The 12,934-nt window shown below is 51.4% G+C and carries 14 protein-coding genes; 9 read left to right on the top strand and 5 right to left on the bottom strand.

Features of this window, described 5'->3' with window-relative positions:
- Positions 1-102 precede the first annotated feature (102 nt).
- Genes AACY31_RS22920 through virB5 form a run of 4 tightly spaced genes read right to left on the bottom strand, consistent with a single transcriptional unit; the run spans position 103 to position 2,686 of the window.
- Positions 103-1,197 (bottom strand): type IV secretion system protein, encoded by a 1,095-nt coding sequence (locus tag AACY31_RS22920; RefSeq protein WP_339505122.1) that lies wholly within the window; start codon positions 1,195-1,197, stop codon positions 103-105.
- Between the two features lie 2 nt (positions 1,198-1,199).
- Positions 1,200-1,460 (bottom strand): EexN family lipoprotein, encoded by a 261-nt coding sequence (locus AACY31_RS22915; RefSeq protein ID WP_339505120.1) that lies wholly within the window; start codon positions 1,458-1,460, stop codon positions 1,200-1,202.
- On the bottom strand, positions 1,457-1,942 hold the full coding sequence (locus AACY31_RS22910; RefSeq protein WP_263218004.1) for a hypothetical protein: 486 nt from the start codon (positions 1,940-1,942) through the stop codon (positions 1,457-1,459). The genes AACY31_RS22915 and AACY31_RS22910 overlap by 4 nt, the downstream gene beginning before the upstream one ends.
- Before the next feature lie 12 nt (positions 1,943-1,954).
- The gene (virB5, locus tag AACY31_RS22905) at positions 1,955-2,686 is read right to left on the bottom strand and encodes a P-type DNA transfer protein VirB5 (RefSeq protein ID WP_339505116.1); all 732 of its coding nucleotides are present in this window, start codon (positions 2,684-2,686) and stop codon (positions 1,955-1,957) included.
- Positions 2,687-3,179: 493 nt separating this feature from the next.
- Here virB5 and mobC point away from each other — a divergent pair, with 493 nt between their 5' ends.
- The 4 genes from mobC (at position 3,180) to AACY31_RS22885 (ending at position 7,905) form a co-directional block, all read left to right on the top strand.
- A complete protein-coding gene (mobC, locus tag AACY31_RS22900) occupies positions 3,180-3,704 on the top strand; it encodes a plasmid mobilization relaxosome protein MobC (RefSeq protein ID WP_280944975.1) in 525 nt (174 codons plus the stop codon).
- A gap of 178 nt (positions 3,705-3,882) precedes the next feature.
- Positions 3,883-4,275 carry a hypothetical protein gene (locus AACY31_RS22895; protein ID WP_280944493.1) on the top strand — a complete coding sequence of 131 codons (393 nt, stop codon included), beginning with the start codon at positions 3,883-3,885 and terminating at the stop codon, positions 4,273-4,275.
- Positions 4,276-4,286: 11 nt separating this feature from the next.
- Positions 4,287-6,488 (top strand): sensor histidine kinase, encoded by a 2,202-nt coding sequence (locus AACY31_RS22890; RefSeq protein ID WP_280944494.1) that lies wholly within the window; start codon positions 4,287-4,289, stop codon positions 6,486-6,488.
- 1 nt (position 6,489) lies between these two features.
- Positions 6,490-7,905, top strand: a complete 1,416-nt coding sequence (locus AACY31_RS22885; RefSeq protein WP_339505115.1) for a hypothetical protein — start codon at positions 6,490-6,492, stop codon at positions 7,903-7,905.
- A 28-nt stretch (positions 7,906-7,933) separates the two neighbouring features.
- Here AACY31_RS22885 and AACY31_RS22880 read toward each other — a convergent pair whose 3' ends face one another.
- Positions 7,934-8,908 (bottom strand): DNA cytosine methyltransferase, encoded by a 975-nt coding sequence (locus tag AACY31_RS22880; protein WP_280944496.1) that lies wholly within the window; start codon positions 8,906-8,908, stop codon positions 7,934-7,936.
- Between the two features lie 86 nt (positions 8,909-8,994).
- On the opposite strand from AACY31_RS22880, the gene AACY31_RS22875 reads away from it, so the two are divergent.
- From AACY31_RS22875 to AACY31_RS22855, 5 genes are all read left to right on the top strand, one after another.
- Positions 8,995-10,185: a restriction endonuclease gene (locus AACY31_RS22875; RefSeq protein WP_280944497.1), complete on the top strand. Its 1,191-nt coding sequence runs from the start codon at positions 8,995-8,997 to the stop codon at positions 10,183-10,185.
- 2 nt (positions 10,186-10,187) lie between these two features.
- Positions 10,188-10,691 (top strand): very short patch repair endonuclease, encoded by a 504-nt coding sequence (locus AACY31_RS22870; protein WP_280944498.1) that lies wholly within the window; start codon positions 10,188-10,190, stop codon positions 10,689-10,691.
- A 766-nt stretch (positions 10,692-11,457) separates the two neighbouring features.
- On the top strand, positions 11,458-11,958 hold the full coding sequence (locus AACY31_RS22865; RefSeq protein ID WP_339477199.1) for a hypothetical protein: 501 nt from the start codon (positions 11,458-11,460) through the stop codon (positions 11,956-11,958).
- 10 nt (positions 11,959-11,968) lie between these two features.
- Positions 11,969-12,211 carry a hypothetical protein gene (locus tag AACY31_RS22860; protein ID WP_339477200.1) on the top strand — a complete coding sequence of 81 codons (243 nt, stop codon included), beginning with the start codon at positions 11,969-11,971 and terminating at the stop codon, positions 12,209-12,211.
- A 132-nt stretch (positions 12,212-12,343) separates the two neighbouring features.
- Complete coding sequence (locus AACY31_RS22855; RefSeq protein WP_339477202.1) at positions 12,344-12,805, top strand: Lrp/AsnC family transcriptional regulator; 462 nt, start codon at positions 12,344-12,346, stop codon at positions 12,803-12,805.
- Positions 12,806-12,934: the final 129 nt, after the last annotated feature.

The following is a 12,934-nucleotide window of genomic DNA, read 5'->3' as shown; positions in this document are numbered from 1 at the left end:
GCGAGGGGCAGGAAGTCCAGAGGGGCAGAGCCCCTTTGGGTAAGCCCGCCAGGGCGCGCAGGGCAAACACACATGCAGCCAGAGGAAGTCGATGGAGGACGATTAGCCTTGTCCAATCCTTCCACCTTTCGCATGTCCCCAATTCTTGCCTAAGTTTTGCATTACGTGTTGCCGGTAAGCTGGATTCCAGAGGGTATTACCCGCCACCAAATGATTTGTACGTCCAGCTGTCACCATCATGCCGGACTCCATATCACGCCGCGTACTCGGAGCATTCATCAACCGAGCAGCAGTTCGAATAGGCGAGGCAGCGCCCTGAGCCATCGCGCGCAGCGTGACTGCCGCACTACTGATCCCACCGGCAAGCTGCCCTGCAACTGAGTTCGCCTCACCCAGCAGCCAGAACATGACAATGGTGAAGGTGATCAGAACCAGAGACGTGAACAGTGGATTTTGCTCGCTATCCAGGTCAACGCTGTTTATCAGCGCATCGAACCCTTTGAATGCCAGCCCTACAACAGCCGCCATGAGGGCGATACGCAATACATAGGTCATAACCTGGCCAAACCAGCTATCGAAGAAACGAGCAGTGGCAGGCCACATCAAAGCGATGAGAAAGAAAGGGCCTATACCGAGCATGATCGTTAACCCCGCCTTAGCAACAACGATCATTCCGCCAGCCGGAATACCCAGCAAGCCGGTTGCTACCGCAATGATGCCGGCATTGAAATACTCACCAAATGCCATGCCGATTTCCGACCAATCACGATTGGCCGCCCGCTCCCAAAGGTCACCAGCGATTCCCCATCCTCGACCTAAGGCGTGATCTACTACTTGATACACGGATGTGGCCTCCCCGCCAGAGGAACCCGTGCCGGCAAAGGCCGAAGTGAAGCCCACCTCCAAGGACCGAATGCCCCCGACAATCCATTCCATATACATGTCAGCATTCAGCGCAAATGCTGCGATCAAAATGAGCTTGGCGCAGGTTTTCAGAAAGGTGGACATCGGCGCTTCGATATACCCCCAGCCGATCATGTAACCCATGACAGTCAGGTAAAGCGTGGTGCCCCCAAGCGCGAACAGCGTAAACATCGTAAACATCGTAATGACGTTGCCGGCGGTTTGGCTCACGAATGCATTCAATGCAGTATCGAGAAAAGCCCCGATGAACTGAAAAATCATTGGCCCTTCCATGTTCACTCTCCCTTCTTGTCGAGATCGACTGCACCTGGGGTGAGCCATCCGCGTCGGGCATTGGCTTTTTCGTTGTCGGCCTGCTGCGCATTAACGCAGTTCGGCGAAGCGGCCAATTCGCCAGGACTGGCTTTACATTTGGCAACCATCGCCTTTCTTTCCGAGTCGTGCTGTTTGTACCAGTCGACAGTTTGCACGGGGGTGTTTTCGCCACATCCAGCCAGTCCTAGGGCGATCAGCAGAGTTAGGAAAAAACCTCTCATTTCCGCACCTCCTGCTTTTCTACATCGATCACAACACCTCGACTCGACCCATGACGAGCCTCATGTTGCTGCGCGAAATTCAAAGCGTAAGCAAGCTCAGCAGCATCGATGATGCGGAGCGTCGCGACAGTTCGCAGGGCGCTTTCCCGAGTGCCAGCCCAATGCCCAGCGAAGCGACTTCCAGAATCGCGTAACGCCAGCGCTGCACCACCTAAACACCCAACTGAAAGAAAGGCGGCAAGCACCGGTGAAACCGGTCCTTCCTGGTACGGCAATGGAATCCCGAACCAATCGACCGCTGCGATTACGAAGGGCAAAAATGCGAGCGATGCAACGAGGATGTCAGTGTGAACCAACGCAGGTGCGCGACGGCCCACCTCCCGAAGGAAGCCCATCTTGTCGATGCAGATCCAGAAACGGCGCATGGCTAGCAAGAGGAAAAAACAGACTGCCAGAATGGGAAGCTGAATGAATGAAATCATGACGCGTCCCCCTCAGTTCAGGTTGTTCGATGCATTCGGCTGTATCCAACCACGTCGGGCATTGGCCTGGGCGTTGAGCTCCCGCTGCCGTTGTTGCTGCAAACGGTCATCAGCCTGCGCCACCATCTGAAACATCTGAAGCTTGGTTTGCTCGTTCTGGATTTTCGCTTGTTCAATCGCAATCCGGCCTTGTAACTCCGCGATGGCCTTCGGATCTTGCGTCGCATTGATACGCGACATCAGCCCATCGATTTGCGAAAGCCGGCTTTTAGCCGCGTCGTAGGCATCAAGGGCAACCGCTTTGTCTTGCGACGGTTTGACCGCCCGCGCTTCACACGCCCGTTGCACGTCGCGGGAGTTGATGAAGCTGCAGCTATCAAATGTCTTGTTGGCGGCATAGACCTGTTTACCGCGACCAGTCAGACCGGCATAACCACCGTCCCTCACGGAGTCGTAGACCTGTTGCCAGTCTCGCGGCAGGTAATCACGTAGAGTTGGGTTGTCCATGATGCTGCCCATTCCACGCGATCCGGTGATCGACTGGTACTGCTGCTTCATCTGGTCAATCTGCGACGTCATCTGCTCGACTTGCTGCGCCCAGCGCGCAGTGTTGGCCGAGAACTCGGCCATGGTCATCGGCGAGTCACTTGCCTGGGTGGTTACTGTTACAGGTATTTGCGCGAAGGCTACTGAAGGCATTGCAATGCCTACAGCCAAGAACCAAGAGGGTAAGGGATTTTTCATATTCGCCACTCCAAAGGTAGGGGGCGAACGCAGGATCGTACTGTTCCGATCTGTCGGTCTGTTTAGGAACCGCGCCCGGCACGCTGAGCGTTCTTGGGGCGACTAGGCGGCCATTCTGTTCTTGGCGGTCAGGCCCTTCTTCTCAGGCCGGCACCCGGTACGCGCGAGGCGTTCTTGGGGTAGAACAACGTTCGTTAGAAGACCAAAACTATTCATTCTGGCGTGCGACATTTTCCCATTTTGGCTAGAAGATGTCGATCACGCAAAAACGTTTAGCCAGCAATTTGCTCGCAGTTTTACTGAGCACCTCCCTCTGTCGAAAACTTCGTCATGACGAAGAAATGCAAAGGTATGAGGACTAGTGCAGGATAGGCAACCCGCCGGTAAACTACCCCGGTAGTTTTGGTATTGCCCTCGCCGGGGCCTTCGTGATTGAAGGGGCTAGTTGGATATGGAGAAAGGGAAGACGTCGAAGTCCGCTCAGTACCTGGACGTGTACTTGGGTGCGCTCAAAGAGCCATGGACCGATTACTGCAAGGCCCTAGGGAAGAAGCCGGGAACCGCCATCAAAGAAGCAATCGAGCAACAGCTGGCGAAGACCACAGTAAATCCACCACCGAAAACCTATCACCAGACACAGAAGGCATCCGTCTCCGAGCCCAAGGTGCGTTTTGAAATCCTGCTGACCGACTCCGAGAAACGCGCAATCCGAGAACGCTCGAATATTGAGCGTTGTTCAATGCGCCGCTGGATTGTAGATGCTATCCGCACAGGGCTGACCCATGAGCCCCAATTCAGCATGTCCGAAATCGATGACCTGGGTGAATCTAATTATCAATTACTCGCCGTGGGGCGAAATCTCAACCAGATTGCTCGGCGCTTGAATGCAGGTCAGTATGAACCGATCACCGTCGAGCGGATCGAAGCGCTTAGCCGTCTGATAGAAAGGCATACGGATGTCGTGAGTGATGCGATTCGAGCAAGCTTGGAACGGTGGAGCATCGTTCCCAAGACTTAAGTTCGGGGCTCTCTAAACTAGCAGCCATAAGCCGTTGTCAGCAGGCTTGGCGGTCGCAGTAGCACACACGATCAGATTGGAACGACCTACCTTGATAGCTAGCGATGCAATGCTATCGTGCCATTACGCTAAATTTCGGTATCATTCGGCTAACGTAGGCTCTCCGAAAGGCTGAGAAATGGACCTCACCCCTATCATCGCCCTGGTCTGGGGCATGCTGATCTGGTTTATCCCAGCCGCAATTCTGATTGCGCTGCTCAAGTCGCTGCGGGTCGAGACTCATATTGGCAAATTAATCGTTTGCTTTTCCGCTCATTTGCAACTAAACGAACACATCAACCGCCGCCTACATGGCGTCACTCTAAATACGCCTGTCGGTTGCTCTCGACCTATGAAGTCTTTATATGGAATGAGAAGCGTGATCGACTGGATTTTTGGCCGCCGCCGAGTTTCCTGGATTAATGAATTTAAAAATTTAAAATCTGGACACTTCAGCCATGGCCAAATAGGCAGTACAGAGTGGCGACTCAAATATACATACGATGCTGAAAGTGAACTCACTTTAATATAAGCAGCAAACGGATGACACGTGAACAAATGAAAAAAGCGACCGCTTCATTTCGACCTAAGGCAAGAATAATGGAGCTGCTCGGCGAGCAGCTTATAAAAAATCATACATTGGCGCTCTTTGAACTTGTTAAAAATTCGTATGACGCAGACGCATCGAAAATAGATCTAAAGCTAGTCAATGTCGACAAGAAAGATGGCGAGATCATAGTCGAAGATGATGGCTATGGAATGAGTTTTGAAACTGTAACAGATGTTTGGATGGAGCCAGCTCACGGGCACAAGTTAGAAAAAAGAACCAAGGGTATTCGAACAGATAAAGGAAGATTGCAAGTTGGGGAGAAGGGAGTAGGACGTTTTGCTGTACACAGGCTCGGCACTAAAATTTTCATGGTAACAAGAGCCGAAAATCAGCCCGAAGTAGTAGTTGACATCGACTGGGAGAAGTTCTCAAAAGCTGAATATCTTGACCAAGCCAAGGTTTCGATTTTTGAGAGATCTCCGGAAACCTTTTTAGGCAATAAAACCGGCACTTATATTAAAATATCAAATCTCAAGCAAAGCTGGAAACGTGGGGATATAAGGAGGTTGTATAGATCGGTAAAGGCTATGACACCAGCACCTCTTGAAATCAAACCTAAAAAAGGTAAAAAGGAAGACGCCTTTGAAGTTAACTTCACAGTTACCCCTGATAAAAATTGGCTAGACGATTTATTTGATCCTGTTCTCGCTGAAAGCCAAAGTCTTTTTAGTTTTGACTTCGAACTCTCAAACGACGGCCTTCACTATACATATAAATATACTCCTTATGCGTCAATAGAAGCTGATTACAAGGGGGTAGTTGAAAGTAGAACCATCCCAATAAATCTTGAGTCTTTTGAGTTTTTCAGATTCAGGTTACCTGAGGATGGCGAGAATTGGCGCGAAAGAAAAAAAAGGCCGCACAAGCCGAACTTATATAGGACTATTCCGCCAGAAAACCCTGGCCTGGGTATCGGCACAATAAAAGGTAGGATAATAGGCTTTGATTTTGACAAAGAAATTCTGCGCTACATCAAAGATGAGGCGGGAGGCCTGGAGGAGTATGTCAAGCAGCAAGGAGGCATAAAAGTTTATCGAGATGGACTGCGCGTGTATAACTATGGTGAACCAGGTGACGATTGGCTAGGTCTGGACCATCGTAGAATTCAAAGCCCTACCAAGAAGTTCGGTAGCAAACAAATTATTGGAGAGCTGCACCTGGAGCTTGACGGCAGTCCAGACCTACAAGAGAAGACAAATCGAGAAGGCTTTGTTGAAAATGATGCATACAATGAACTCGTGTATGCGATGCTTTGCATCATTTCTCAATTTGAAGCTGAGAGAAATAAAGACAAACGCAAACTCAAGGACGCTCTCAACACCTCTCCAGGTACACCGCACGGAAAAAAGAAAGAAAGCATAGAAGATGTGCTAAACGAACTGGAGCAATCCGTACTTAAAAACAAAGATCTGGATCAACAAATAGGACACTTGGTCAGAGGTGTGGGAAAAAGTTACAGAGAAACCAGGGATATTATGCTTTCTGCCGCAGGGGCGGGTCTTGGTTTGGTAACTGTGTTCCATGAGTTAGAGCGCGGCGTAAAAGGACTTAACTCATCCATTTCTGAAGGTGCCCCTCTGGAACAGCTTAAACAAATGTCTAATGAGCTTGTTTCGATTCTGCAAGGTGCAATGTACATGGTTAGCAACAAGAGAATGGAGGAAATAAATGCCTCTACTCTGGTCCAGTATGCTCTCCTGACTCAGCAGCGACGATTTAATAGGCACAAAATACATTTTTTGGATGGTTTTAAAAATTCGCCCCATCTTGACTTTAAAATAAAAGGCATGAGAAGGATGTTAACGTCTGCACTCGTAAACATTATAGATAACGCTATATATTGGCTCGATGAAGTGCAGACCGATAAATACATATGGATTTCGCCTTCTCTTGAGCTTGAGTCCCCATCAATTATCATTGCCGACAATGGGCCTGGCTTTATTGATGAGCCGATAGAGCTGATTCAGCCATTCCACACAAGGAAACCTGCTGGCATGGGCATTGGACTCTATTATGCTGACATGGTAATGAAGTCCCACGCCGGACGGCTCTCGTTCCCTGATTCGGACGCAATTGAAAGACCTAAAACTATAACCGGAGCCTGCGTTGGCTTGGTATTTAACAAGGAAGGATAGTATGCACAGCTCCGGTCACTCTTTAGTTATCGATGACAAATACGACGATGGGATGCTTATTTGTTCCAGGTTAATTGAAAACTTAACGCCTTGTTATTTTTTTCAATATGATGAACAGCGTCTCCTAGAGCGTCGGCAGCAAGATAGGCCAAAGCTAACTGGAGTGCGGTTGATCTTTCAAGATTTGGCACTCACCTCTCAGGGCGAACCAAGTAAGACGGACTATGAGGCTGCGGCCCTCACTATTGAGTCCATCGTGTCCGAGCTGAATGGCCCATGGCTTCTTGTGACTTGGTCGACTTGGGCGGGCGCTGAAAACCAGTTGGGCACCCAAAAAGCACAAGAGGTTTTTGATCATTTACGTGATTCTCTAGCTCCAGGCTTACGCCCCTTCGCATTTGTTGTGTTAGACACAAAACCAAGATACAGCAGATCAGGGATGCATGGGGACGTACAACGTATTTCTGATATTAGTTCGGAACAGCTACAAGAACTTTCACAGCATATAAGCCAAAAAGTGGAAAGATATCCGGCCACAAGCGCGCTGATAGATTGGGAGTCAGAAGTTTTCCGAGCAATTTCTGAGACAGTATCAGAAATAACAAGCTTCATCCAGCCTGGGGAATACTTTGACGCAGACCTAGGAAGTGTGCTTCGCGAAATGGCTCTTGCTGAAATAGGAAAAAACGTCGATCCTCAAAGTCTCTCAAAAGGTCTAAAAGAGGTTCTTTCATCAATTTTGAGAGATAAAATTAAATCAACTGCAAATGGACTCGAAAACTTTGAGGAAATTGACGACCAGAAGATATTGAGACTTGAAGACTGGAAAGCTAAAACCAACAGAATTATACACCAGGAGCTTTCGCCACCACCTCCAGCCTTGCCGCCTGGCAGCCTATTGGACTTCTCCCATAATCTTGAATTACTACCTGGCGCCATAGACTCCCCTAAAGAACTAAATAGCTTCATAAGGAAAAACTTCTTTCAGTTCGGGGCAGGCGATTGTAGTAAGGCAAGAAAAAATGAGGTTAGCGAGGCCTGCTCCTTCATTGCGTTGGATATCACCCCTCCATGTGACCACGCACAGACAAAATCTACGTGGAATAAATATATAATCGGCATCTCGGTGCCCGAGCAATATATTGATTACTGTAGAATGATAGACAAAAAAACAGGGGAGCGAACCGACAAGCTGCTCGGAGAATATTTGGTGTGCCTTCCTGAAATGATGAATCCAGATGGCCCAAAATACTTTCTTGTATTCAACTCAAGGCTGACACTTTCCATCGACACAGACAAAGCAAACTCAACGTTTGCAGATCATTATAAAGGTCGTCTTCGGGAACAAATGCTCGGTGATTTAACAAGCTGGCTAATTCGCCAGACGACCCGCCCCGGGATAGTTGAGCTTAGATAAAAAAGCCCCTCTCGCTGAGGGGCCCTTTTTAAGCGGCTTTCAGCGCCAGCTTTTGTTGCATTAAAGATCTTACTATTGCCTCCATCACCGGCGAGCACACGGCATTGCCCATCAACTTAACTTTTTCGCGTCTTGTCACGTTAGGAAACTTGTAATGATCAGGGAAACCCATAGCTTTACGAAGCTCATCCGGCTGTAGCATACGCATCATGTAACCTTCAGGCGTCGGTTTTACATATGCGAAACGATCAATTGTAGTAACCGTACGTAACGGCTCATCCATGCGTTGCCATCCACCGCCGCCGTCTGAACCGTAATAAACGATAAGGAAAGGCTGTTGCTCTCCTATCTCGGCTATAGCCCTATCTGCCCGCGCCAGGGTGTCTTTAGCACGCCCAGGGCTTTTCAGCGGTGTCATGTTGTATGTCCCTTCGGGGGCCATAATGTCCCATACATTTCTGAAAAAGTGGTTTAAAGGCAGAATAGGCTGAGGCTGGCCACGTAACTCTGCAATCATGAATAAGCGTCGGCGGCGCTGAGCTACGCCATAATGAGAGGCGTCAATTATCTGTTCATGCACCTTGTATTTGAGCTTTTCGAGTGCTTTTTTGAGTTCACCATAGCGCGACCATGGCTTCATATGCACTACGTTCTCCAGGGTTATCCACCGTGGTTTCATTACCTTGGCGTAACGGATAACCTGGAAAGCGGTGTCACGACTCTCGTCCGAACGCGGTTTACTACCGCGGGCACAGGTGTGATGAGTGCATTCAGGCGATGAGATCAGTAAATCGATCGGGCCAGTTTTCTCAAGTACCTTCTTGGGTGTCAGCTTGCGAAGGTCCTCCTCAAACACATGCGCACCTGGAAAATTGAGGCGAAAGGATTCGACTGCTGGTCCCCAGAGATCGACCCCTCCGACGATGGTAGCTCCACCCTCACGAGCCCCTAGACTGGCGCCGCCAGCACCGCAGAACATGTCAAATGCGCGTATCTGATCCATTGGAAAACATTTCCTTTTATCGTTTCAACCAGGTTACCAGGTTGACGGCACCATTCAAGTTGTTATGAACAAGGACAGTGCGAAAAATGAGCAGCAATCAAGGTTTTTCTCTCAGTGAACTCGAGTCCGCAGACCTGATAATTGACGCCTGCTATTCCGGGAGCCGGAAGGGAAACGCAGGCGACGAACCGCTGACACATTTACTGAAGGTCAGCAATGAGGGTGGTTTCCGTATCAGAGGAAAGCGAGAGGATCCGTTACTGATCACCCTGGTGTCTAGCCTTGAGGATCTGGACTGGCCTGATGAGCTGGATTTGTCGACCGGCACTTTCACTTATTACGGTGACAACAAGGAGCCTGGACGCAAACTGGATCAGACCAAGCGCTATGGAAATAATCTGCTTGAGCTAATCTTCGAGAACCTGCATTCCGGCCAACGCGAGCGTATCCCTCCAATTCTGGTCTTCACCAAAGCCGGAATTTATCGGGACAAGATCTTTCGCGGCTTGGTCGTTCCAGGAACCATCGGCAGCACCCACAATGATGATTTGATCAGCATCTGGCACACCAGTGAGGGGCAGCGCTTTCAAAACTATCGGGCGACCTTCACTATCTTGGATATCTCCAGAATCCCGCGTAAGTGGCTTAGCGATATTATCAACCATTCAGTCCGTGGAATCGACAGCAAGCATGCCCCAAAGGAGTGGAAGACGTGGGTTCAGAGTGGTCGATACAAGCCTCTGATTAGTAAGCGCACTCAGCCAGTTCGGACGAAGGCAGAGCAACTGCCCTCCGGCGCTTCAGAACTTCGGATGCTTCAGACGCTCCATGGCTACTTCCAGGAAGACCCATATGCCTTCGAGATGTGTGCAGCTCACTTGGTGAGGCAGTGCCTGCCGGATACGGTCGAACTAGATCTGACCAGACGCTACCGGGATGGAGGACGCGATGGCATCGGCAAGTTACGCATAGGGCGGCCAGAATCATCGGTTCTAGTGGACTATGCGATTGAAGCGAAGTGCTACGAGCCGCAAACCTCGATAGGCGTGAGTAAGGTTTCCCGGTTGATATCACGATTGCGGCATCGTCAGTTCGGGGTACTAATCACCACATCCTGGGTGAATACACAAGCCTACAAAGAGATTGTGGAGGATGGGCATCCAGTGATGATTCTTTCAGGGAGGGACATTGTAGAGTTGCTGAAAGAGGCCGGAGTGCAGAATGCCACCGACCTGACCAAATGGCTCAAGGCAAGCTTTCCCATCGAGCGAGGTTGAACATGTGCGCCGATATCGTCTCGCCGGAACAACGCTCCCAAATGATGAGGCGTATCCGCGGCAAAGATACGAAGCCGGAGATGATCGTGCGTTCAGCCTGCCATGCGATGGGCCTGCGCTTCCGATTACATCGCAAAGATCTGCCTGGATCGCCTGATCTGGTGTTCCCAAAATTTCGCCTGTGCCTTTTTGTACATGGTTGCTTCTGGCATCGCCATGCAGGTTGCCAATACGCATACACGCCCAAAACTCGTGTCGAGTTTTGGTTAGCAAAATTCACCAAAAATGCGGCGCGAGACCTGGAAGTGGAAAAAGCCTTGCATGCTCAGGGATGGCGCACTGAAATCATATGGGAATGTGAAGCGAAGAATCTGAAGTTGCTACGGAAGAAACTTCAATTTATCTTCCCTGAGCAATGCCTCGCCAAGCAGCTTTTCAGTTCTTCGGCTATCGAATCCATTCTAGATCCAAATGCAGCAAGACCAGCGAGTGAGAGGCAGGAATGACCTCCGCACTCAGAGGCTTCGTAAGATGGGCTTTTTTGGGAGCCCGCCAACCCCAGTCAAGACGTACAGGGCTCTGATTAGTTAGCACTGACTCAGTACACCAGCGGTACAATCTCCAGCTTCTATGCATTTCGCAAAATTACGTGAAACACGAATACACATGCTAGTTTCAGCTCACTGTACCTACGCAAACCTACCCACGACTTCACTAGGCTTACAGTGTGTCCAAGCAACTCATAATCCTTTGGTCCACGGTTCAAGTCCGTGTGGGCCCACCAACTCCAAAGCCGCGCATTGCGCGGCTTTCGTGTTTCTGGATGGACCACCACAGATACAGTCGCTTAGACCTATCGGAAGTCACCGACGTCTACAAGCATCACGCGAAATACTTCTGGGCTTCTGCACGTGGTGAGCGCACCGAGGGGCATCCCGACTATCATCCGCCGCCTTCAGGCTCGCGAGAGAGGTGCGGCGGGATTCCGCGATTGCAGTTTGATTGCACGCCCTTAACCCTCAGCGCAATGCAGAAGTTGTCGACGGAGCTTTACACGGTCACAGCATTCCCCGGCCAGTGCCTCGTGCGAAGGCGCCTCGGCCTAACGTCTCCATAACCGACGCGCTCGAGGTGTTGTTACCGGGGAGTTGGCTTACTGGCGATGAGCCCCGTGCAGACGTCAAATTCCCCGGGGCCTCACATCAAAGACCGTTTGCATCTTAGTCACCGCTTGTAGAAAATCATCGGCTTTTTGCATGAATGGATACGCGCATGAAGTTCGAGAAGACCACGCAGTACAGGTCCGAGCAAGGGATCGTCTTCAATCTGTCTCAAATCACCCTCATGGAAAGCGACCGAGGTCGCCTGCGCGAGCTGCACTTTGGCGAAGCGAAACGCGCCCATTACCAAGTCAACAGCATGGTCGTCGATATGTACGACCGAATGCAGGCTCGAAACCTGCCATGCCTGCTGACAGTCTGCATTTCCAATCCCCTCATCCGGCAGCAAGCCGATGCTATCACCACTATGCGCGGCAACGTCGCCAAGGGAATTGCTGCGGCCTCAGGTGGCGTTGCCGGGAAAGTAGGTGCGTTGGGCGGGCCGCTCATTGGCTGGGCTTCAGGTACAGTCGTGACGGCAGGTGTCAACTGGTACCTCAAAGGGGCCCTGCCGACCCTGCATGCAGGTGACGTGCTGGCCAGCATCGAGGGAGAGGTCCATGGCGGGATTGGCCCACAGCGCTCTGTCGTGACGCTGGTCATCAAGGTCTGAGGAACTGCACATGCCCTACATCATGCAAACTGTCGTCCTTCTGGTGCTGGGCGCGATCCTCGTTCAGTTTCTGAAACCATACCCGCTGCGCAAGTGGCTGGGTTTGGCGCTGCTGGCAACGGGCTTGGTCAGCATCTTCAAGGTTGGTGAGCAGCAGGTGCTGGGCTTTGACCTGGAGCTGCTAGCACTGCTGGCCGTGCCGCTGGGCGTGGTGCTTTTCCTGACGCGGCGGCGGTTCACGGAGGCGCACTGAAGCCCTGGCACGATTTCTCGGTGCCGTCTCTGGCCCCCGCCTGGCGCACACTGGCTTTACCTGCCATTGGCTATTTCGCACGTGAGAGCCTGTAACATGCTCGCCATCGAATGCCTGTGCCGGAGCCCCACTTTGACTGACACCCGCCCTCCCGTCCTCGACGAAATCGACCGTCAACTGATCGCGGCGCTGCAAATCAACGCCCGGGAAAGCATCGCCATGCTCGCCCGGCAGCTGGGTATCGCCCGCACGACCGTGACCTCGCGGCTGGCGCGCCTGGAAAAGACCAAGGTGATTACCGGATATGGCGTGCGCCTGGGGCAACGAGTGATTGACGGCGGCTTGCAGGCTTACGTCGGTATCAAGGTCCAACCGCGCTCCGGCAAGGACGTGCTGCGACGCTTGAGCGCCATGGCCCAGGTGCAGCAGCTGTGCGCCGTCAGTGGAGAGTTCGATTATGTCGCCTGGTTGCGCACGGACTCGCCGGAACAGCTGGACCAGTTGCTGGACCAGATTGGCAGCGTGGACGGAGTGGAGAAGACCACCACCTCGATCATCCTCAGCAGCAAGATCGATCGAGGCCAACCAGTCTAAACTGCGCATTCCACGCCATCCGGCCACTCAGTCCACCAACATCCGGCCACCTATTCCACGGTCATCCGGCCGGGCAGTCGGAGCGCAGCGACGCAGGTTTGCATTGTTAGTCTGAAGTCTCTGTCGCCG

The organism is Pseudomonas sp. RL_105y_Pfl2_101, assembly GCF_963970585.1.
Classification (GTDB): Bacteria; Pseudomonadota; Gammaproteobacteria; order Pseudomonadales; family Pseudomonadaceae; genus Aquipseudomonas.
Note: the sequence above shows the minus strand (reverse complement) of the source record. Positions and strands in the feature narration are given on the sequence as shown.